Origin of the sequence: Gloeotrichia echinulata CP02 (assembly GCA_038087035.1) — a bacterium.
Taxonomy (GTDB): Bacteria; Cyanobacteriota; Cyanobacteriia; order Cyanobacteriales; family Nostocaceae; genus Gloeotrichia; species Gloeotrichia echinulata.
The window spans coordinates 3889194-3910622 of sequence record CP051187.1; the positions used below are offsets into that span (position 1 = coordinate 3889194).

The window sequence follows — 21429 nt, forward strand, 5'->3', positions numbered from 1 at the left end:
ACTATGAAACTGCTGGCTAATCAGATTGCAGTCATCACTGGAGCTAATAGCGGTATTGGCAAAGCTATCGCCTTGGAACTAGCAGCACAAGGTGCTACACTCTGTTTGGTAGGGCGTCGTCTAGAAACCCTCAACGCGATCACCCAAAATGTTCGCGAAAGTTCACCTAAATCCAAAAGCTATCAAATTGATCTGACTCAGGACGAAGACATTCAAAAACTAATAGTCTCAATCCAAAAAGATTTTGAACAAGTTGATATCCTGATTCACAACGCTGCTATTTTCGCAATGGGTACGATTGAGAATACCCCCGTTGCAGAATTTGACCAACAGTACCGCACTAATGTTCGCGCTCCTTATCTCCTGACTCAAGGTTTGTTACCCATACTCAAAACCTCCCAGGGTCAAATCGTGTTTATCAACTCAAGTGTAGGCTTAAATGCGAAAGCCGGTGTGGGACATTACGCCGCAACCAAACACGCGCTCAAAGCCATCGCAGACAGTCTCAGAGCAGAAGTGAATGGCGACCAGGTACGTGTTATTAGTATATTTCCTGGGCGGACTGCAACTCCTCTCCAAGCCAGCATCCACGAAATTGAGGGTAAACTCTATCACCCTGAGAACCTTATGCAACCAGAAGATTTGGCAAGTGTTGTCATTAACGCACTTAGTTTACCTCGAACTACTGAAGTTACTGATATCAACATCCGACCATTCTTGAAATCCTGATTTGCTCAAAATTCAAAATAGCTGAAAACCAGAAAAACATGAGCCTTAGTAGTATCACTATACCATCAAATCAAATTGCTGAGGAAATTTATCAACTTATTTTCCAGCTATATCCCATATGTCGCAGTATTACAGGTGATGGCTTTCGAGAAACCCTGAAAGTCATCAAACAGCATATTCCTTTATCAATTCATGAAGTGCCTACAGGTACTCAAATATTTGATTGGACAGTTCCGAAAGAATGGAATATTAAAGATGCCTATATTAAAAATTCACAAGGAGATAAAATAGTAGATTTTGCTAACTCGAATTTGCATGTTATTAGCTACAGTATTCCAGTTCACAAAAAGCTATCGTTGACAGAATTAAAACCACATCTTTTTACTATTACTGAATATCCTGATTGGATTCCTTACCGGACTTCATATTATAAAGAAACTTGGGGTTTTTGCCTAAGCCACAAACAATATTTAGAACTACAAGATGAAGAATATGAAGTATGTATAGATTCCTCCCTGGAACCAGGATATTTGACCTATGGTGAGTATTTTATCCCCGGAGAAAGGTCAGATGAAGTATTAATTTCTTGTCATGCATGTCATCCATCACTTTGCAATGACAATCTTTCAGGAATTGCGATCGCTACTTTTATTGCCAAATATTTAAGCCAAACTACACCAAGATACTCCTATAGATTTATCTGGATTCCCGCAACTATTGGCTCAATTACATGGTTATCTTTAAACGAAGCTAAAGTCACCAAGATTAAACATGGTTTGGTATTAACTTGTTTAGGTGATTCAGGAAAATTTACTTACAAAAAAAGCCGCAGAGGTAATGCAGAAATTGATGATATAGCTGCTTACGTCCTCAAAAACTCGGCTCAAGATTATGAAATTATAGACTTCTTTCCCTATGGCTATGATGAGCGACAATACTGCTCACCAGGGTTTAATTTAGCTGTGGGTTGCTTGATGCGATCGCCTCACGATTCCTTTCCTGAATATCACACATCAGCGGATGATTTAAACTTTGTTAAACCTGCATATCTTTCTCAATCATTTTTTAAATGTGTTTCTATATTAAATATACTGGAAAATAATAAACTCTACTTAAATCAAAGCCCAAAATGTGAGCCACAGTTGGGAAGACGAGGCCTATATCAAGCATACAGTGGAGTTCAAGATAGTAGGCTACATCAAATGGCAATATTGTGGGTTTTAAATTTGTCAGATGGTCATCATACACTGCTGGATATTGCCCAAAGGTCAGGGATGGCATTTGATATGATTAAAGATGCTGCTGACACATTATTCGCACATGATTTACTGACTTCGCTAGATTCGTAAATGCTCCGACGTGGTAATATTACTTAGTATCTTATTCAGATAGATGAGACTCTCCAATAAATTAGTCATGGAGATTTATATGCGCTTACTTGCCACTATTAGTGCAACTTTGTTGCTATCATTAGCTTTCAATGTACCAGTAATGTCTCAGTCTATCAGTCAGATAGCCGAATCACCAGCGAAAAGTAACTCAAATGTTAGACAATTAAAATTTAATCGCCGTTTATGGAATCAAAAAAACGTCTATAACTATCGATACACAATTAGTAATAGTTGCTTTTGTATTCCCGATGCTAGAGGTCCAGTAGTCATTGAAGTCCGGAATGGACAAACAGTTTCCGTCACTTCTGTAGCTACCGGTCAACCAGTTGATCCACAATTCTTTCAAACATACAATACAATTCCTAAGCTATTTGATGTAATTGAGGATGCTATTAAGCGTAGAGCATACAGCCTGAATGTGCGATACAATGCTAGATTTGGCTATCCCACTCAAATAGATATCGACTACAACAGTCAGATAGCTGATGAAGAAATATTTCTCACAATTGAGAATTTTCAGCTAATTAAATAGATAGGGCTCTTCCGTACTTAGCGTGCTGAATTTGTTAAAAAATAAGTTTGAAACCCTTGCCTGGCTCCGATAAAAGCCATTATTTTTTGTATTTGAGCTACTGTTACTAAAAATCAAATTATAAACGCCTATAAGCCTTGTTATTAAAGCAATTTAATCGACTTTCATTAATAATTAAGCACGCTATACACGCAAGAGCCAAATTTACCTGTTTGTAGCCAGGACTTTAACCCTGACTACAAACATTAATAAATTTAAATTACATGAATTCGATGAAGCCTATACAGACCTCACCCTATACCGTAATTATTTCCTTGGTGATGTGGTTTTTTGCGTTTACGTTTTAGCGCCACGCCAATTACACCACAACAGAAAAGTGAAGGTAGTAAAAGTGAAGGTTCGGATACTGAAACACTCACTTGATTCTGGTTAATTTCTGTGAGAGCTAAACGTGTTTTTTCAGTAAAATAACGTTTCACAGAGCCATCAAAAGAACCTTGAGCCGATTTTTGATTACCATCAAAATCTGTCTTAGTGAATAGGTTACTTAAGCTAACATTCCCATTTGTTTCAAATGAGAGGAAATCTTGATTGGCATTTTTTGTTAAATTACCCCCCAATGTAAAGTAATCTAAGATACTGTTATCAGCGGTATCTATTAAGGCAAAAGATACATCTCCCGTTGCATTTGCATTCTCTACTGTTGGATTATCTATTGATGTTTTTAGAGTCAAATCACCTGTAAAGTCAAAAGAAAAAAGTGTGTCTTTTTCTACATCAAATATCCCTTGAACAGTAGACTGGTTTTCCGCAATTCCTAAGTAATCTTTATTTGCACCTATAGCAACGCCGAAAGAAGAATTTGATGCTTTTCCTGAATTGTCGATAAAAGATGCGTTCGCATTAGCTAGAGTTGTTACATTATTGGTATCTTGAACACCAGAAGTAGAAGGGGTATTGATTATAGCTTCAGCAAAAGTGTCTACAGGACTTTGACTAAAGTTTTTAAACTCAAAATTACCTTCAGAAAAAGCAAAAGTAGCAGCTCGACCAGGTGAAGCTACTAAGACAGAACTAGCTACCAAAGATGTAGCAAATACTAAAAAATGCTTGGTAAATCCCATGTATTGCTTCATACAAAAGTCCAGTGATTTGTTTGTTTTCAACTTGACTAACTTGACTAACTAATTAAAAACCAGCACAAATTATGGCATGATTCCGGTTGAGAAAAATCTCAAGACATCACTACCTATTCAAACTCTGAGTTAAATGGGCTTCAAAGGATTTATGCAGGTTTTTACTTAAGTAAAAATATCATACTTTTGACGCCAATTACAAATTATATTTATTCCGTCAAATTACTCAGACTTTAAAAAACAACCCCAACCCATCTACTACTATACAGAGTCACGCTAAGGCTGGATGTATTGCTGTACGGTTATTCTGGCTGCATAAGAAGGCATGTCATAGTTAATTTTCTGTACAAATTATAAGATATTCTAATCAATTCAAAATCCATGATTATGCTTTTTTTCTGTAAAACAATTTGAAATTTTAAATTGATAATTTTATTTTTTTAGCCATAAAAACCGCCTTGAAAGACATAAAAAATACCAAAATAAAGAATTCAACATCTAAAATTACGTCAAAAGGAAGATGTATATTTTATACTCTTTCATTTTGGCGATTTCTAGAAACAGTCTAATTTTAATTTTCTAATGTTTTCTCTCGCTGACTTTGCAACCAGCGTTGCTTGTTTTTTATTTATTGAAAGCGACGGGAAACTCCATCCCCTTGTGGGTGGTTGAGGTTGTTCTCCCCATCGCTTGGGACATTGGGTATAGAGCATTGGTAAATTCTTCCTCATGTCCATTCCCAAAAACTCTATCCACAAGGGGATGGAGTTTTTTATTAGGACTAGCCCTTTCAAGGTGCAAGGGATCTTCCGTACTTAGCGTGCTAAATTTATTAAATAATCAGCTTGAACCCCTTACTGAGATACGGTAATAGCCATTATTTCCTGTATTTTTGTTCATATTGCTGAAAATTAAATTATGAACGCCTGTAAGTCTTACTTTTAAAGCAAATTTATAGACTTTAACTAATAATTAAGCACGCTAAGTACGCAAGAACCATATTTTTCGGCAAACTCTTTACGAACCACTCCTAAATCGGCGGTCGCAAAGCCTTTTTTGGCGAGGTCGGCGGAGGTAATCAGAATATTACCGCCAGCTTTTTTTAGTTTAGTTAAATTCGGTTGCCAAAGGTAACTACCATCAATATCTCCCCGTTGCCATGCTGCTACAATGTCAGGGGGTTGCAAATCTAAAATGGTGACTTCTTTCGGGTCGATATTCTCGGTTTTCAGGACGGCTTGTAGGGAAAAATGAGCGGTGGAACCAAAGGGTGTGGCAATTTTTTTCCCCTTGATATCAGCGATCGCCTTCCCATTTTTCACAATCAGCGCCTCGGCAGAGCCTATCAAATCGTGAATGAAGTAAACATGATAAGCTAGTCCGCGAGCAATCCCAACGCTAGCTGGCACAGAACCGACCAGACCAAAATCAATTCCATTGGCGGCGATCGCTGTATTCACATCCCGACCAGAATCAAAGCTGAGATATTCTACTTTGGAGTTGGGAAATGCTTTTTGAGCTAATCCTAAAGCCTTTGCTAGCAATTCTGCATTAGGTACGACTTGATAACCAATCCGAATCTTTTCGGGTACAGCAGCAGCGCTTGTGGGGCGTTCTGTTGGTGTAGAGTCGGAAGAACTCCCAGATTTATTGCCACTGCAACTAGCGACAATCAGCGGTAAACTTAATCCCATCAAGCCAAACAGTACATCTCTTCGTTTCACTGACATAGTAATTTCATCCTTTTTTCTCTTAGTTGTCATAACCAATCCAGGGGAGTTGAACTTTCTCAATCCAACGAATACCCGCATCAATCAACATGGCGATCGCACCCATAATGATGATTCCCACAAATATCACATCACTTCTGAGGAATTTACTGGCATCTAACACCATCCAACCAATGCCAGAAATCGCTGCTACTATCTCTGCAGCTACCAATGTTGTATAAGCAAAGCCTACGGCTGTTCTCAGTCCGGTAAACAACTCTGGTAAGCAGGAGGGAAAAATTACATAGACAAAAACCTGCCAAGGTTTCGCCCCTAAAGACAGGGCGCAATTAATGCGATCGCGCGGTACTCGCTGTACTCCCGACACCGCTGCAATATAGAGTGGTGCAAAAGCCGCTAAAAATAGCAGCGCGATTTTCGAGGAATCCTCAATTCCCAGCCAAATCACTAACAGCGTATAGTAAGCTAAAGGCGGCAGAGGTCGGTAAAATTCCACCAGTGGGTCAATAGCGGCACGAATGTATTTAGAAAATCCCGATAACATACCTATTGGTATTGCTGTCACCACTGCTAACAGCAGTGCAACAAACAATCGGTACATACTTTGATAAATATGAAAAATTAGAGAATTCCCCTTATACCCATCTCGCAAAATTTCTAAAAAAGCTGTTAACACTGATGTTGGAGATGGCAAAAATAACGGTTGAACCCAATTAAAATAAGTACTAATACTCCATAAAATCAGCACAAATAAAATCGATGACAAAGAAATAATCTGCTCTATTTTTAGCAGGTGAAATAGCTGGTAAAAAATACTTGGCTTGGACTGTTCATTATTTCCTGTCGAACCTTTATTAGGCTGTTTTAATCGGAAATTCATCGTTCGTAGATTAGTTGTAATTGGGGGTTATCTAACTATTCATAACATACAATATACAAAATCTTTTTCAAGTCTACCGGTATACCGTATTTTATGATTTCATAAGAGTCAAGGTTCAAATGTCAAATTTAAAATTTCCCGGAGCAAGGGTTAAAGGTCAACATTTGGGGATAAAATTGGATGGACGAAGCACCGCTCTATATTTTCCCACCAGAGAAAATATGGGAATGATAAAACTCTTGTGGGGTGGGGCATCTTACCCGCCCTTGTGTACCTCACTCACATGAAATATGCTGTATGAAATATATCGATATTTCTCCCCTAATTTCTGAACAAATCGCCGTATTCCCCGGAGACTGTAGTTTTAAACGCGAAATTTCTCTGGATTTTGTCAAAGGCGATAATTTAGTATTATCTTCAATTAGCTCTACAGTACATCTTGGTTCTCACACAGATGCTCCCAGCCATTACCATCCACAGGGCAAAAGTATTGCTGAAGTTTCCCTTGATTATTATCTCGGTCTTTGTCAAGTAATTAATATTAGTAAACAACCAGGAACGAGGATTTATCCAGAAGATATTAAAAACGTCACTATTCAAGCTGAACGAATATTATTTAAAACCGGCTCCTTCCCCAATCCTGAACAATGGAATTCTGACTTCAATTCTCTCTCACCAGAATTAATAAATTATTTAGCACAGCAGAATGTGATTTTGGTCGGCATTGATACACCTTCGATAGATCCTGAAGAATCTCAAGCACTTGAATCTCATGGGGCTGTTTATCAAAACAAAATGGCGATTTTAGAAGGTGTGGTTTTAGATAATGTTGATCCTGGGTTATACACACTCATTGCTCTACCTTTAAAAATTAAAGATGCTGATGCAACTCCTGTTAGAGCAATTTTGATTTGTACAGAAGAAACCAGTTTGTAGTAGCACTTTAGTGCTAAAGCGCTACTACAAATAATAACGCGGATAAGGCTTGTTCAAAAATACTCCTAATGTGCTATTTGCAGTTGTTAATTGCATCGGTGAAGGTGCCATCCCACAAAGGTGCTACATTCACTCTAGATGGAATCACGCCAGCCTTAGCAAAAGTATCAGCTACATTTTGCTGAGAAGCGATCGCCTCTTTAGAGATGGGGAAAACTTGGGAACGGCGCTGTTTTAGCCCGGCGTTGGCTTCGTCTAGTACCAGCTTTTTATCTACTCCAATCGCTTCTGCATATTTAGCGGATCAAGTGTCCAAATTCCTGGGAGTAGCTTCGCGCCAATTTTGGGCTTTCTTGATTCGACAAATAAAATCTGCGTTAGCGAAGCTCACCGAAGGTATCGCAGCTCTTTTATTTGGATCAGCAACAGCTGTAGGCGCTCCGTAAATCAAAAAGTTACCGCTGAGGATATTTCTCCCTGACTTGAGTTCTCTAGCCCCGTCTTTCTTCGCTTGTTGAATTGCATAACCATAGGTAGCCCAACCATCCAAATCCCCTCTTCTAAAGGCGGAAAGTCCATCAGGAATACTCAAGGCGATCGCATTCACATCTTTAAACGACAATCCAACTTCTTCCAACATCTTAATTAGGAAGTAGTGGGCTGTAGTCGCTTTGACATAGCCAATTTTTTTACCTCTAAGATCAGCAACTGTCTTCGCTGTAGAGTTTTTGGGGACTAGTAAGGTTTGACCAATAGTCGGACCCCTGGTGGAAGCAATCAGCCTCAATGCTGCATTAGATTGAATCCCGAAAATTGGCGGAATCTCACTACCAGAAGCAAGATCAATCGCATTCCCATTGATAGCCTGTGTCATCAGGTTTGGCTCTTCCGTACTTAGCGTGCTAAATTTATTAAATAATCAGCTTGAAACCCTTACTGAGATACGGTAATAGCCATTATTTCCTGTATTTTTGGTCATATTGCTGAAAATTAAATTATGAACGCCTGTAAGTCTTACTTTTAAAGCAAATTTATAGACTTTAACTAATAATTAAGCACGCTAAGTACGCAAGAACCGAATCTGGTGGTACGGCGATCGCGCTTCCTTTACCACTATTTGCAGTTCGTCGCGAACCAACAACGTAAACCAGTTGAGAGCCAGCAGCTTGGGCAAATATTGGCGGAGTTTCTCCCACAGAACCCAAATCGACTCTGCCAACATTCATGGCTTCCATCAGTTGGGGTCCTTGGGCAAATTGTGCCCACTCCACTTTAATTCCCAAGGGTGTCAGACGTTTTTCTAAAACTCCTGTAACCTTGACTAAATCGCCTGATTGTTGAAATCCGATGCGGATGACGTTAGTTTTAATTCCAGGTGTTTTGTTGTTTGATGTTTGAGCTAATTTGACGACTGAAGCATTGGGGATTGTTTTATATAATGCTTGAGATGTTGTGGTCTCCAATGCTGGAACTACTTCGGTGTTGAATACCGAAGATAATGTGGTATCCAACACTTTAGATATTTTGGCTTCGGATACTTTACCTACAGGAAATTGAGTCGCTACTTTTTGGTTTTCTGCTATGCAACTAACTAGTCCTAAAGCTAATAAACCTGGTACTAAGAGCAATGAAAAGCGACGAAATATTCTGCCAGATTGAGGTTTGACCATATCGATGTTCTCTCCGGAAAGTTTTAGGGTTTAGAAAGACAGAATTAACTGCCCAAAAATGCCTGACTTTTAGTCAGAGCAAACAAAATTCATTCGAAATTTTAGACAAGAGTCAGGTGAGCAATGCCAACTCAATTTCAGTAGCCCTTGCTAAATCAAAACAGAAATATTGCAGCATCAAACATGCTGGGAGAACACCCGCAGGCATTGTATCGGTAGTGAGACTCAAAGCAGTTTTTTGACATCAGGGTAAATTTCTGTGTCTACAAACTATGCTTTAAGAAAGTGATAAATCCACTGTTAGCCGTTAACTCCGGTAACTCGATAAACTTACCGTAGTTACTACGTTATACTAATGTTAATTCAAAATCAAGTCTTTTTGTTACAAAGATGTATTCGATACCGGATAGGGATCAATTTGTCGATTGAAATTTGCTCAACCTCTTGTAGGGTAGGCCGGACAGCCCGCCCTTTAGGACTGACAAATCAAAAAATCTCTAATTTATCTTGTGGGCCTATAAAAGCGGGCGTAGGGGCGCAAGGCCTTGCGCCCCTAGGGCGTGTTTTCAAACTATTTGTTTAGCTGCATAAATTTTTAGATACCCCTAAATCCACACGATATGATACCAGCTGTAGGGGCACGGCATTGCCGTGCCCCCACTCGCTCCTACATGTATCAGCGTTTTGATGGTATTGTATAAGACTTTGAAAACACGCCCTAGTCTTGACTAAGGGAAAGGGAGTGGAGGGGATTCAACCCAATAAAGAAGCACCCCAGCCAATGATAGCCCCACCTAAAACCAACCATGCAGCATTAATGCGGAAACGAATAGCTAAAACTGCAGAGATAATTGCGATCGCCAAACCAAAGAAATCTACAAACGGCAATTTTGCTAAACTTAAAGTGGCTACTCCTACTTGGAAGGTGACAACAACCATCAGCGCCACAGCACTCACATTGATGGAATCAAGAAATGCACTCGTCCATTTTGAGGCGCGTAACTTAGGTACAAGGGGATTAAGTGCAGCGGTAAACACAAAAGACGGGAGGAAAATACCCAGTGTAGACACAATTGCACCCGGCACCCCAGCCAGGACATAACCGATAAAAGTAGCAGTAGAAAGCACCGGTCCGGGGGTAAACTGACCAATAGCGATCGCATCTAGTAATTGCTGTTGTGTCAACCAGCCGTACTCTCCAACTAATTCTCCTTGAATAAAGGCTATCAGTACAAAGCCGCCACCAAATAATACACTACCAATCTTGAGGAAAAACCAACCCAACTGCCATAAAGGTACATTGGCTGCAGTTGCTACCGTTGCACTAGCAGCTGTAGCCTTCAAAGTTGCACCTGTAGTTAAACTAGCAATCACAAAGTTTGTCTGTTGTGCTGGTGGGTTCCCTTTATCACCAGTACGCAACCAAATCATCCCCAGTAATCCCCCAATTAATAGGGAAACTACTTCATTCAGTTTTAAAAGTCCTGACAACACCACAACAACCAAGGTAATTATTAGCAATTGGCGCGTCTTAACCGCCTTTTTCGCCAAACCCCACAGAGCATTGATGACTATGGCTAACACCACCGGTTTAATGCCGTAGAGTATAGGTGCAACTTGGGGCAATGTGCCATAGTTAACATAAAACCAAGCAAATCCACCTGTAATTAACACCGCTGGTAAGATGAAACTTACACCTGCAACAATTAACCCCAACCATCCTGCATAGACATATCCTACATGGATAGCCATTTCTGTGGAATTCGGCCCTGGAATTAGATTAGTTGCTCCCAGCAAATCCAAAAAATGCTCTCTTGTCAGCCACTGACGCCGCTTAACCACCTCATCTTCAATCATAGCGATATGGGCTACCGGTCCGCCGAAGCCGATGATACCCAGTTTGAGAAAAAGTTTGGCGAGTTCGCCCAAACGACTAAGTGCTGAGTTACTCATTGTTTATAGTGATAGCGCTTTTGCGTTAACGCCCGCGACTGGGGAATGGGGAAGAATGAGTGTAATAATAGGTAATATCGATTATTTGATTTCCAGCAACAAGGTTAGTATCCTACATTTCTAGAAAACAAAGCTTGTTTTTACAGTAGCAAATAGCCTAAAAGTCAATTGGTACTGCATTTATTGAGCAACTCCAAAGTTCTTATACTCCCTAATATACTTAAACGGAAAAGGGATTACGGTACTTTGCCCCGTGCGGACAAAATCTACATCCATAGTTGGAAGGAGTTGTCTAAATATAAGTTTCGAGTCATTCACGGTAGCAATTTTACGCAGATGACAGGCATCCTTCAAATAAAACTTTACACTGTCTCTTCGCCGTCCCACAAAGTAATAAGCCGCTGTTTCAGTTTCACCGAAATATCTTATATTCAGTGAAGCATCGAATAAATCTGGTTCTTGGGTACTTAGCGTGCTAAAATGTTAAGATATTTTTTAATAATGTTTAATAAAATAAATTATGAAACGAATAATGACTCAACTCCTAAATTTGCCTGAAGTATTAGTAGAATCAAGCCTACAATAAAAATGTGGTAACGGGAACGCTAGAATTAATCAATTGGTTAAAAAAAGCTGAACCATATTATCAAAGAAGTGTGCAGACAATTAAACGGTGGTTTGGAGAAATAGTCTGATATTTTGAACGAAGGACTACCAGTGGAGTAGTAGAAGGAATAAATAATAAACTGAAGTTAATAAAGCGAAGTGGATTTGGATTTAGAAACTTTCGTAATTTTGAGATTAGAGCTTTACTTTCTTGGCATTATCCTATCAATTTAGCACGCTAAGTACGCAAGAGCAAAAAATCTTACCAAAAAAGGTAGATGTTGCTACGGCTATTTGTCCTACTGCTAAGTGAGGAGTGAGGAGTTTTGCGGCGATTTTCTCTGAATTATCTGGGGTGAAAAATTCTCAACTCTGATTTTTGCCAGAAGTCTCATCAAATTGAATCTGCCATTAACAATGTGTAACTTTGTAGGAGGTGCGCGATGCCAATAGAATTGATTGGGATGATTGGAACTAGAGCGTTATCAGAGTTGGATAGCCCAACTATCTCTATCACTGGTGGTTCCATAGATCAAGCCTATGTTCGCAAGTTTGCTCAAGCCCATGAAGATGGGGGCTTTGATCGGGTGCTGGTGGGTTATGGCTCAACCGGCCCAGATGGTTTAACTGTGGCATCCTTTGCGGCTGCGGCAACAGAAAAATTAAAATTCTTAATCGCGCACCGTCCTGGTTTTGTTGCTCCTACACTCTTCGCCCGTAAGACCCTTGTATCCAGTACGCATTAGCCATGCTAGGGTGTTGTTGTCTCAAGGTAAAGCAGCAGTATTCCAGAGATATCCATTCACTATTATTCTCAAGGAAAGTCTTCCTGTAGCAAAACTGGAACAACTTGGTATCAAGATGAACCCTGGTGTCAAAATACCTAGCGCTGTTGTCACCACAGGTAGGAGAATCGGTACAGGGAAATTCAAACCCATCAAAAATTCAAAATCCAACATTGTATGACCAACCAAAGCACTCTCCAACCACTACCAGAAGACCAATGGTTTATTGAGAGTCAAGAACTGCGTTCCTTTGTGGCGACAGTGCGGGAAATTAGCGCCAATACTGTTGAGAACCGCGCAGAAACTGTTTCCAGATTGGAACCCTATTTTCAAGAATTGCTGGCTCAACCGAGTTGGCTACCCACAGAATACGCCCAAATTAACCCAAAAAGTGGGATGGGTGGTGGTATCGGTCAGTGGTTGCTTTATCGCTCACAAGAACGTTCTCTGACAGTGTTCAGCTTGGTGATTCCTCCTGGTTCTGCAACTCCTGTCCATGATCATCTGGCTTGGGGTTTGATTGGTTTATACCAAGGTAATCAGCAAGAAACAGTTTATCGCCGTGTAGATCACGGGGATGCAGAAGAACACGCCGAATTAGAAATCGTGGAAGAGCGATCGCTCCAACCAGGTGATATTTACCGTCTTTTACCCCCAGATGGTGATATTCACGCCGTGAAAACAATATCTGATACGGCATCCGTATCTATTCATATACTAGGAAATGATACTGGGTGCATTTGGCGCCATCAGTTTATCCCAGAAACTCACAGCGTGAAATCGTTTCGTTCTGGTTATTCCAATGCTCCGTGTAAAGAAGAGGAAGAAAAAGAACATGTCAGTATTTAGTAGACCACAACCGCCCGTATTCCAGACAATTGAAGAAGAACGCCTACACCGCAAACAGCGCCTAGCTGCAGCCTTTCGGTTGTTTGGCCGATTTGGGTTTAGTGAAGGTATAGCTGGTCACATTACAGCTCGTGACCCAGAATTTACAGACCATTTTTGGGTAAATCCCTTGGGTGTATACTTCGGTCATATTCGCGTTTCTGACCTGCTGTTAGTCAACAAAGAAGGGGAAATTGTCAAAGGCGATCTCCCCGTTAATCAAGCAGCCTTCGCTATCCATTCCCAAATTCATGAAGCTCGACCTGATGTGATCGCGGCCGCTCACGCCCATTCAATTTATGGTAAAGCTTGGTCTAGTTTAGGTCGCCTCCTTGATCCCCTGACTCAAGATTCTTGTGCTTTTTACGAAGACCATAGCGTCTTTGATGACTACACAGGTGTTGTCTTAGATACCTCTGAAGGTAAAAGAATTGCGGAAAATTTGGCTAATAAAAAAGCTGTCATCCTGCGAAACCACGGCATTTTAACCGTAGGACACACAGTAGATGAAGCTGCTTATTGGTATATTACCTTAGAGCGCTCCTGTCAAGCGCAACTGCTAGCGGAAGCTGCAGGTAAACCCCATATCATCCAACATGAAACTGCTCGTTTAACAAAAAGCCAAGTGGGATCACATGTAAGTGGATGGTTTAGCTTCCAGCCACTTTATGAAAGGATTGTACGCGAAGAACCAGATTTATTTGAGTGAACTACTCAGACTTGCCTACGGGTGAAGTCTGTAGCTCTCCCAATTCATCAGGAATAGCCTCAAAAACTCCGTAGTTTTTTTTGGTCTTACATTCCTTCCAAGGGCAGGAGTCTTGGTTCCCAAGACCCAAATTTTTTTCTGGCAACATATACCTATTAGCTTGGTTTTCGCTTATGGCATTGATGGTCAAGACACTGAGGGGGCGACGAAATAAGCTAAAACATAGACTCGATAAGCTTCATAGCCCTCAATCCCTGTTGATAATACTTGCGCTTATTACGATTAATTCTCATTAATTCTGTCACTAATTCCATACAAATATCTGTGAAATTGACCCAAGTTTGACCATACAAGCCAACATAAAAACTACTATGTCTCCGCACAGAGCGACCAGACTCTTTAACACGAGCTACATATTTTTGTATTCCTTTATGTTTAATTTTTTGACCCTGAATCATGGCAGAAGTGTAAGCGAGCGTTATCAGTAAAACTAGAGAAATAAATCGGTTGCCTTCAACATTAGTCTCTTCTAAATTATAACCACCTGTTTTAAAATCTCTAAACATTTCTTCTATATCAAATCTTTGTTTATAGGCAGATATTGCCGACTCTAAGTCGTCAAAATTTGTTAAAATAAACCATCCTTCTTTCGGTGCTACTCCATTGATTTTACGTTTCCATTTAGCCGCTACATTAAAGCTCATAAAACCCCGAGTCTTTGTCACTTTAACTCCTTTGATAAAAAAAGAAACTCCCGGTACTAAACCCAGATTTTTTAACTCAACAAAAACATCTTTTTCAACTTGCAAAAACTCATTCTTTTTTAATCGCAAACAAAAATACACATCCAATCCCTGGAGATACTTTGCCAGTTTGACAGAGCAAAATTCTCTATCACCTAATACACAGATTTTATAGTTTTTAAAGATTGGTATTACTTGAGACAATATTTTTTGTTGTTCAGCGATGTTACTATTACCTAATTTTGGCAATAAAGTAAAATATATTGGTACTGCTCTTTTATCCCAAATGATACTCACCATGAATAAATTTATCCGACTCCAATTAGTTCTATCAATTGCTATATAAATAATTTTTTCATCTTTGAAGTATGTTTCCAGCCATTCTTTAATAATGGGAAACCAAACTTTCTCAATGGTGAGATTTGGTAATGATAAAAATCTTTGTATTCTCTTTCTTCTACTCTCAAATTTAACTGCCAAAGGTAGCGCATTTGCTAACTTTTCTAAAGTTACTTCTTTGATTGACTGTAATAGATGGATTAAAATTTTTAGCAGCAAGTATTCTGCTAAACTTAATTGACTTTTTAAGTGGTTTTGGTAGAATGCAGGTAACATTATCATTAGATAGGTCTTATTGACAAAAGTAGACCTATCTTTTTCTACCACAAAACGTTGCCCTCCTTACATACAAAGCTTTTGAGCTTGTTTCGTCGCCCCTTCAGGTCAAGACAATAAATATATTAGCAGAAAATCCTAGGGATTCGTCATCCATCCAGAATTTGTTTTTACCTGGTAAAAAATCAATTCCAGATGTAATCCTCATCCCCCACTCCCTATCCCCACCGAACTCACGAGTTGAGGGTGGGGACTTCCGCGATTCGTTAACCCGTCAGGGCGGCTGTATCTTAACTTAGTGCTATTCGCAAACGAATCTGAAAGCGTGTCTGGCCAGGTTGAGAAAAACAGCGAATTTCTCCGTTATGCTGAGTCACTATAATTCGATATGAAATCTCCAAACCTAACCCCATACCTGAACCGACCTCCTTCGTTGTAAAAAATGGCTCAAAAATTCGAGATTGAATTGCAATCGGAATTCCAGGACCGTTATCTATAATCTCGACAACAATATAGTCTTTATCTTTGCAAGTACGTATTAAAATCTCACCTTGTTCACCTAAGGCATCAATCGCATTATCAATCAGATTAGTCCACACTTGATTCAATGCACTGCCGTGAGCTTCAATTTGTGGTAGATTTTTTTCATACTCGCGTATCACGACAATATTATGCTTTCGCAGTTTGTAGCGGAGAATTGTCAGGGTATTTTCCAGACCTTCATGTACATCTATCTTCAATAGTGAAGCCCGATCCATGTACGAGTATTCTTTAATCGCCTTGACTATTTCGGATACACGAGTAGTACCATGTTCCAGTACATTTAACTGCCCGATTGTTGACAGCGTTGCTTCCAGCCAAACCAGCACATCACTAAAGGTGTTAGTTGTTAAATGCTCGCTAATCGCTTCTAACTTCTGATTGTTGATTCCCGCAGCAACAAGTGTAGGAACAAGTTTCCAGCCGTCAGTCACATTATGTAACTCCAACCATTGGGTTAATTCATCTTCTTGATCAATCTGAACCAATGTGTCAGAAGAATTTTGTGTACCAGTATGTACAAAGTGTTCAATAGCATCTTGCCTAAAACTTAAGAGTTGTTGGAGTTGACTTTCTGTGAGATGTTGCCCAATAAATTTGAAAGTAACAGCATCCAACGACTTAACTGAGTCCTGCAATTGACTTGCAGCTCTATGTGCTGCGGATACGGGATTATTTAGTTCATGGGCCAGACCTGCAGACAAGGTACCCAAGGCGACGAGCTTTTCGTGTTGCTGAGATAACAATTGCAATTCTTGCATTCGACAAGCCATATTACCAAGAACAATTTTTCTCACCGTTGGGCAAATGGTGAACATTTGCCAAAAATCATTCTCGTGTAGACAATACATGTGACTTCTACGCACTGCTTTCCCACTTGCAAGGTGAACTGTGCCTGCAAGAATAGGAACCTCACCGAAGAATGTACCAGTATCGTATGTAGCTAATACGATGTTTTGGTTGCCAATCTCTCGTGAAAGCTGGATTGCTCCTTCAAATACCACATAGAAGTAGTCTACAGGATCTCCTTGGTAAAACAGGGTGTCTCCTGAATCCAGCCATAATTCAGTACCATTGAGAAAGCACTTAAGTTCATTTTCAGCCAAGTGTTCAAAAACCGATGATATTTTACGTAATTTATTAAGCATAGTAATTACCCGAAATATCGCTATACAGATGCTAAATATTGATGAACTAATTGAACTGCGATCGCTCCCTCACCCACTGCGGAAGCGACTCGTTTTACGGAGTTACAACGCACATCACCGATAGCGAAAATACCCGGCACGTTAGTCTCCAGAAAGAAAGGATCGCGCTCCATTTTCCATCCTTTCGGTGACATCCCATTTCGCATTGTGTCAGATCCGGTGAGAATAAAGCCGTGTTCATCACGCTCTACAATATCTTGCAACCAATCTGTACGTGGCTTTGCACCAATAAAGCTAAACAAAGCATTGGTGGGAATAGTTTCAACTGCACCTGTGATTGAGTTAAAAAGGGTTATCGCCTCCAACTTGTCTTCTCCGATAAATTCTTTCACCTCAGTCAATACCTTGACGTTAATATTATCAATCTCTTCAATCTGGTCAATCAAATATTGAGACATACTTTTTTTCAGTGAGTCCCCCCGAACTACAAGGTTAACCGAGCCTGCGTATTTAGAAAGATGTACAGCCGCTTGTCCAGCTGAATTACCCGCACCCACAATAAACACATTTTCGCCTTTGCAAGTAATTGCTTCAGTCATAGCCGCTCCATAGTACACACCTGCACCTGTCAATTTTTCACTTCCAGGTATGTTGAACTTGCGATAAGATACCCCTGTTGCAATAATCAAGGTGTGGGTGCTAAGTTCGGAACCGTCTGCTAAAGTGATCAATCGATATTGACCATTCAGACGAATATTAGTGACTTCTTGAGGTGAAAGAATTTCTGTTCCGAACTTTTGAGCTTGTGTGACAGCACGTTGGGCTAAATCCCCCCCATGCACACCACCGGGAAAACCGAGATAATTTTCGATCCGGGAACTAGTACCTGCTTGTCCTCCAGGTGCTTCTCGTTCAATCATCACTGTACGAAGGCCTTCAGAAGCCCCATAAACAGCTGCTGCTAAACCAGCAGGACCAGCACCGACAATAGTTAAGTCATAAAACGGCATCTTGGGGCGTGTTTTTAGCCCTATTTTTTCGGCAATTTGGATATTTGTTGGCTCTAGAAGATGTGAACCGTCAGGGAAAATAACTAACGCCTGGCATTTACTATCAGAACTAATAGTGTAACTAACAAGGCGATGTCCCTCATCTGACTCAATATTTAGCCACTGATAAGGAACATGATTGCGGGCTAAAAAATCTTTGATTTGATGCAATCTAGGCGACCAACGAGAACCAACAACGCGCACACCCTCAAAAGGTGGACGGAAAGAAGCTTGCCAAACTTCGAGCAAATCATTAAGTATGGGATATAAACGCTCTTGAGGAGGATTCCAAGGCTTCAACAAATAATAATCAATCTTGGCTTTGTTAATAGCATGAATAGCTGCATTAGTGTCTGCATATGCTGTGAGTAAGACACGTTTGGTCAAAGGAAAGATTTCCATCGCCTGTTCGAGAAATTCCACACCACTCATTTGTGGCATTCGTTGGTCTACAAGAAACAGGGCTGCTGACTCGTTACGCAACTTTAACTTTTGCAGCACTTCTAAAGCCGTCTGAGGCGAGTTTGATCGCACCACCCGGAAGCGCTCACCATACTCTTTACGTAAGTCAAGCTCGATAGCTTGCAAAACTTCCAAATCATCATCCAATGCCACTATTACAGGTTTAGTCATAAGTTCTTCAAAAATGCTGCTTCTAGAAACATCCAAGTTTATATTTAGTGTTTATTCCGTCTACTCACATAAAAAATTGTCAGTAGACGGAATAAATTTTTAAGTTGCATAGGATAGACAAGCTTTAGAAACCAATCTACAAAACTTTTGTGGAAATACAATAAGTAGGTCTGCTATTGAACCATACTGGCTACGGTCGTCATTTGTCATTGCTCATTGGTAAGCATTTGGGGCATATTTACGTTTCGTAATATAGATTTTTTTTCGCTCAAACCTACTCATGCAAATGAAAGGTATCAGCTAGTGAACTATCACACTAATTGTTAAACATAGTCCACTAGTGGCAAAATCAAAAAGTTTTTTCTCTGACCTATACGGTGGACAATTCAACAGTGTCATACTGGTCTAAAACAGTGACACCCTCACAGAACGCACCCTTATTCAAGAAACTCAATACATTCTCATTTGCGCCAACTAAATAGATATCAACCTTGCTACCCAGTTTTTGCTTGGTGAAAACGAGATATCGTAAACCAGTCGCACTTATACATTTCAAATCCTCTAGTTGCAAGACTAGGCGTTTGATTGAGTGGACTGTTGCTTTCTGCAATTCTTCCTCAAATAGTCCGACAGCATTGGCATCAAGTAAACCACTTAAAGATAGTTTGGCAGTACCTCCGCTTACTTCTAACAAAGTTGCATTGAAAAATACTTGCGTGGGCAGAAGTCTAACTCTAACTTTGATTTCATCCTGAGTCGATGGCAATTTGACTGTCAGGTTTTCGGCATCAAAATTGGAATAAGGCTGGCCATTAATCCAAACTTCGCCAATTTGGACACTGCCTGGTGGTAAAATGTCTGGCTGAACCCGGAGAATATTATCTTTAAAAGCTCCTGGTTTTGGCTTGAAATACAAATCCATTGGCTTCTTAGTCAGCAATAAATTAGTATACACACAAGCTAAATACGCCAGTTCAAAGGAGTGATAACCACTCATGGAGTGACTACCCTTGCCCCTTTCAGTTCCTAGCAAGTAGGGAAGTCCATTAGCCAAAACATTGAAGTAGATACCGCCATCTGCGTAATCGAGGAACCAAGCGTTATAGAAAGCGGCTGATTCACGCGCTAGTTTTTGATACTCAGAGTTGTTAAGTGAACCAGCCAGGATCAGGTAGGCTAGTATGGCTTGTTCCTGTTGCCACCAAGCTTTTCGGTCGTGCCAAACAAAGCGGTGTGTTTTCTGGCCTGGTTTTAGGATGCGTTCTACAACATCGTACCAGCCTCCACGCTGTTGATCACTGCCAACAGCAGGCATGATATTTGCAATCTTTTCAGCTAAGGTAACATACTTCTCTTTTGGTTGAAGATGGTGCATCCGCATCAGATTCCAAGCAATTTTCAGGTTGTGACCTACAACTGCTCGGTTCTGTTGCCATCCCCATGTTGTATCATGACTCCAATCATCATGAAAACGCTCTTGCACAAATGGACTAGAGTCGTAGTCTGGAAAATGCTTTTCAATTGTGTCAAAGGTATATTCAAGCAAATCAGCATACTCCTGCTTACCACTCGCTAGCCAAAGATTGATTAAGTATGCTGGGGCATGATCACCTACTGAGTTCCAATTCTTTTTCGCCCGATTATGACCCAAGGTACTACTATAGGGGCTAAGAGTAATCGGATCAATATGTGAGTAAAATCCGCCTTTGTCTGTTTTGTCTAAAAAATAGCGTTTGAACAGATTTAAAGTCAATTCAATATCATTCAAGATACTAGGATCGCCTGTGACTCGATAAGTCTGGGTCGGGCCAGCTAGTGCATAAATCTGTTCATAAGCTGGTATCGCATCATAGTCATCCCCAAATTCTGAGGCAAATATTTTTTGCTCTCTACCATCTGGTTGAACCTCAATGGCGTGATACCAATAACAAATTCCTTCACCTTCATCCAGAAAACGCAAGTGGTCGCGCAAGTATTCAGTGCCTTTTTCAGCAGCTTCTATGTAACGATCATCCCCAGTCATCAGGTAGGCTGTAGCAAAACCATAAACCAGACGCGAAATCGTGTCAGTTTCTTGTCGAGTACTGATTTCTTTTGTACCAACCAACCCTAAATTAGTGCGATATTTTCTGTAGTCAATCTCCCCATCTTCAAACTGGACTTTTAAGTAAAAATTGGCTAGATTTATTATTTGATTGACCCACCAGTCTTGCTTTTCAAATGCATAGTCACTTTCAGTTTTGCCAAGGAACACAATATGTTTACCTTCAAATTTGTGTTCACCATCCTCTGGATAAAAAGTGCCATACACAAAAAGGTAGCGATCTGCAACCAACATTTCTCTCATTTGCAGCGTGCAATCATAATAAGGCTCACCCAGGTTCCGCACTAATTCTGCATAGGTGTTTGCAGACAGTGCCACCTCAAACTCTCTACCATCGGTGGTTTTCAGGTTAAAAGTTCCAAAAGCTCCATTTTTAGAATTAAAGTTAGTAACATACCCAGCAATTAAATCTGAAAATGGGAAAGTCACTTGATTCATGAAATTATCTCCCAAAATTTAATGTCGATGACCAAAGCCTTACACGCCAAGAAAGGATGTCATTAACCTTAGTTGTCAAATTCTTGTCAGCCTAGTGCAACAAGGATTGACTAAGAGGTTGTTTGAAAAGTCCAATTTACTACTCACATTTGCGGTGAGAATAGGAATCGAATCATATTTGATTTCTGAAAAAAATTCAGGATCTGTAGGCTAG

Annotated in this window: 18 protein-coding genes and 2 pseudogenes; 10 read left to right on the top strand and 10 right to left on the bottom strand. The window is 40.2% G+C overall.

Translation table 11 applies throughout. The features are described 5' to 3' along the window. Positions 1-3 precede the first annotated feature (3 nt). From HEQ19_17125 to HEQ19_17135, 3 genes are all read left to right on the top strand, one after another. The gene (locus tag HEQ19_17125) at positions 4-729 is read left to right on the top strand and encodes an SDR family oxidoreductase (protein WYM00962.1); all 726 of its coding nucleotides are present in this window, start codon (positions 4-6) and stop codon (positions 727-729) included. Positions 730-767: 38 nt separating this feature from the next. Continuing rightward, complete coding sequence (locus HEQ19_17130) at positions 768-2078, top strand: DUF4910 domain-containing protein (GenBank protein ID WYM00963.1); 1311 nt, start codon at positions 768-770, stop codon at positions 2076-2078. Positions 2079-2157: 79 nt separating this feature from the next. After that, complete coding sequence (locus HEQ19_17135) at positions 2158-2652, top strand: DUF6174 domain-containing protein (GenBank protein ID WYM00964.1); 495 nt, start codon at positions 2158-2160, stop codon at positions 2650-2652. Positions 2653-2942: 290 nt separating this feature from the next. Here HEQ19_17135 and HEQ19_17140 read toward each other — a convergent pair whose 3' ends face one another. From HEQ19_17140 to HEQ19_17150, 3 genes are all read right to left on the bottom strand, one after another. Further along, the gene (locus tag HEQ19_17140) at positions 2943-3788 is read right to left on the bottom strand and encodes a hypothetical protein (protein WYM00965.1); all 846 of its coding nucleotides are present in this window, start codon (positions 3786-3788) and stop codon (positions 2943-2945) included. Positions 3789-4753: 965 nt separating this feature from the next. Then, positions 4754-5518, bottom strand: a complete 765-nt coding sequence (locus HEQ19_17145; protein ID WYM00966.1) for an ABC transporter substrate-binding protein — start codon at positions 5516-5518, stop codon at positions 4754-4756. 22 nt (positions 5519-5540) lie between these two features. Next, on the bottom strand, positions 5541-6398 hold the full coding sequence (locus HEQ19_17150; GenBank protein WYM00967.1) for an ABC transporter permease subunit: 858 nt from the start codon (positions 6396-6398) through the stop codon (positions 5541-5543). A 297-nt stretch (positions 6399-6695) separates the two neighbouring features. Between HEQ19_17150 and HEQ19_17155 the strand changes: the two genes are divergently transcribed. Both HEQ19_17155 and HEQ19_31130 read left to right on the top strand, forming a co-directional pair. Continuing rightward, positions 6696-7334, top strand: coding sequence for a cyclase family protein (locus HEQ19_17155; protein WYM00968.1), 639 nt, complete (start codon positions 6696-6698; stop codon positions 7332-7334). Between the two features lie 49 nt (positions 7335-7383). Further along, positions 7384-7572 (top strand): hypothetical protein, encoded by a 189-nt coding sequence (locus HEQ19_31130; protein WZI66941.1) that lies wholly within the window; start codon positions 7384-7386, stop codon positions 7570-7572. A 66-nt stretch (positions 7573-7638) separates the two neighbouring features. Here HEQ19_31130 and HEQ19_17160 read toward each other — a convergent pair whose 3' ends face one another. The 3 genes and pseudogenes from HEQ19_17160 to chrA all read right to left on the bottom strand — a co-directional run bounded on the left by HEQ19_17160 (position 7639) and on the right by chrA (position 10957). After that, entirely contained in the window at positions 7639-8208 is a 570-nt protein-coding gene (locus HEQ19_17160) for an ABC transporter substrate-binding protein (GenBank protein ID WZI66942.1), read from the bottom strand. A 202-nt stretch (positions 8209-8410) separates the two neighbouring features. Next, positions 8411-9004: pseudogene (locus tag HEQ19_31135) on the bottom strand (sulfonate ABC transporter substrate-binding protein). 753 nt (positions 9005-9757) lie between these two features. Beyond that, the gene (gene chrA, locus HEQ19_17170) at positions 9758-10957 is read right to left on the bottom strand and encodes a chromate efflux transporter (GenBank protein ID WYM00969.1); all 1200 of its coding nucleotides are present in this window, start codon (positions 10955-10957) and stop codon (positions 9758-9760) included. A gap of 650 nt (positions 10958-11607) precedes the next feature. Between chrA and HEQ19_17175 the strand changes: the two are divergent. The 5 genes and pseudogenes from HEQ19_17175 to HEQ19_17195 all read left to right on the top strand — a co-directional run bounded on the left by HEQ19_17175 (position 11608) and on the right by HEQ19_17195 (position 13945). Next, positions 11608-11805 (top strand): annotated as a pseudogene (locus tag HEQ19_17175) (transposase). Positions 11806-12006: 201 nt separating this feature from the next. Beyond that, on the top strand, positions 12007-12309 hold the full coding sequence (locus tag HEQ19_17180; protein ID WZI66943.1) for an LLM class flavin-dependent oxidoreductase: 303 nt from the start codon (positions 12007-12009) through the stop codon (positions 12307-12309). 10 nt (positions 12310-12319) lie between these two features. Further along, on the top strand, positions 12320-12529 hold the full coding sequence (locus HEQ19_17185; GenBank protein WYM03468.2) for an RRXRR domain-containing protein: 210 nt from the start codon (positions 12320-12322) through the stop codon (positions 12527-12529). Next, entirely contained in the window at positions 12526-13197 is a 672-nt protein-coding gene (locus HEQ19_17190; protein WYM00970.1) for a cysteine dioxygenase family protein, read from the top strand. The genes HEQ19_17185 and HEQ19_17190 overlap by 4 nt, the downstream gene beginning before the upstream one ends. Continuing rightward, on the top strand, positions 13184-13945 hold the full coding sequence (locus tag HEQ19_17195) for a class II aldolase/adducin family protein (protein ID WYM00971.2): 762 nt from the start codon (positions 13184-13186) through the stop codon (positions 13943-13945). The genes HEQ19_17190 and HEQ19_17195 overlap by 14 nt, the downstream gene beginning before the upstream one ends. Before the next feature lie 215 nt (positions 13946-14160). Here HEQ19_17195 and HEQ19_17200 read toward each other — a convergent pair whose 3' ends face one another. From HEQ19_17200 to HEQ19_17215, 4 genes are all read right to left on the bottom strand, one after another. Next, positions 14161-15303 (bottom strand): IS4 family transposase, encoded by a 1143-nt coding sequence (locus HEQ19_17200; GenBank protein WYM03469.1) that lies wholly within the window; start codon positions 15301-15303, stop codon positions 14161-14163. Between the two features lie 290 nt (positions 15304-15593). Beyond that, entirely contained in the window at positions 15594-16991 is a 1398-nt protein-coding gene (locus HEQ19_17205; protein WYM00972.1) for an ATP-binding protein, read from the bottom strand. Between the two features lie 20 nt (positions 16992-17011). Continuing rightward, entirely contained in the window at positions 17012-18673 is a 1662-nt protein-coding gene (locus HEQ19_17210; protein ID WYM00973.1) for an FAD-dependent oxidoreductase, read from the bottom strand. A 370-nt stretch (positions 18674-19043) separates the two neighbouring features. Then, positions 19044-21215 carry an AGE family epimerase/isomerase gene (locus HEQ19_17215; protein WYM00974.1) on the bottom strand — a complete coding sequence of 724 codons (2172 nt, stop codon included), beginning with the start codon at positions 21213-21215 and terminating at the stop codon, positions 19044-19046. Between the last annotated feature and the right edge of the window lie 214 nt (positions 21216-21429).

Excerpts from the sequence above, each read along its gene's own strand:
- HEQ19_17125 (WYM00962.1), top strand. The coding sequence starts at position 4 with ATGAAACTGCTGGCTAATCAGATTGCAGTCATCACTGGAGCTAATAGC.
- HEQ19_17130 (WYM00963.1), top strand. The coding sequence starts at position 768 with ATGAGCCTTAGTAGTATCACTATACCATCAAATCAAATTGCTGAGGAA.
- HEQ19_17135 (WYM00964.1), top strand. The coding sequence starts at position 2,158 with ATGCGCTTACTTGCCACTATTAGTGCAACTTTGTTGCTATCATTAGCT.
- HEQ19_17140 (WYM00965.1), bottom strand. The coding sequence starts at position 3,788 with ATGAAGCAATACATGGGATTTACCAAGCATTTTTTAGTATTTGCTACA.
- HEQ19_17145 (WYM00966.1), bottom strand. The coding sequence starts at position 5,518 with ATGTCAGTGAAACGAAGAGATGTACTGTTTGGCTTGATGGGATTAAGT.
- HEQ19_17150 (WYM00967.1), bottom strand. The coding sequence starts at position 6,398 with ATGAATTTCCGATTAAAACAGCCTAATAAAGGTTCGACAGGAAATAAT.
- HEQ19_17155 (WYM00968.1), top strand. The coding sequence starts at position 6,696 with ATGAAATATATCGATATTTCTCCCCTAATTTCTGAACAAATCGCCGTA.
- HEQ19_17160 (WZI66942.1), bottom strand. The coding sequence starts at position 8,208 with ATGACACAGGCTATCAATGGGAATGCGATTGATCTTGCTTCTGGTAGT.
- chrA (WYM00969.1), bottom strand. The coding sequence starts at position 10,957 with ATGAGTAACTCAGCACTTAGTCGTTTGGGCGAACTCGCCAAACTTTTT.
- HEQ19_17180 (WZI66943.1), top strand. The coding sequence starts at position 12,007 with ATGCCAATAGAATTGATTGGGATGATTGGAACTAGAGCGTTATCAGAG.
- HEQ19_17190 (WYM00970.1), top strand. The coding sequence starts at position 12,526 with ATGACCAACCAAAGCACTCTCCAACCACTACCAGAAGACCAATGGTTT.
- HEQ19_17195 (WYM00971.2), top strand. The coding sequence starts at position 13,184 with ATGTCAGTATTTAGTAGACCACAACCGCCCGTATTCCAGACAATTGAA.
- HEQ19_17200 (WYM03469.1), bottom strand. The coding sequence starts at position 15,303 with ATGTTACCTGCATTCTACCAAAACCACTTAAAAAGTCAATTAAGTTTA.
- HEQ19_17205 (WYM00972.1), bottom strand. The coding sequence starts at position 16,991 with ATGCTTAATAAATTACGTAAAATATCATCGGTTTTTGAACACTTGGCT.
- HEQ19_17210 (WYM00973.1), bottom strand. The coding sequence starts at position 18,673 with ATGACTAAACCTGTAATAGTGGCATTGGATGATGATTTGGAAGTTTTG.
- HEQ19_17215 (WYM00974.1), bottom strand. The coding sequence starts at position 21,215 with ATGAATCAAGTGACTTTCCCATTTTCAGATTTAATTGCTGGGTATGTT.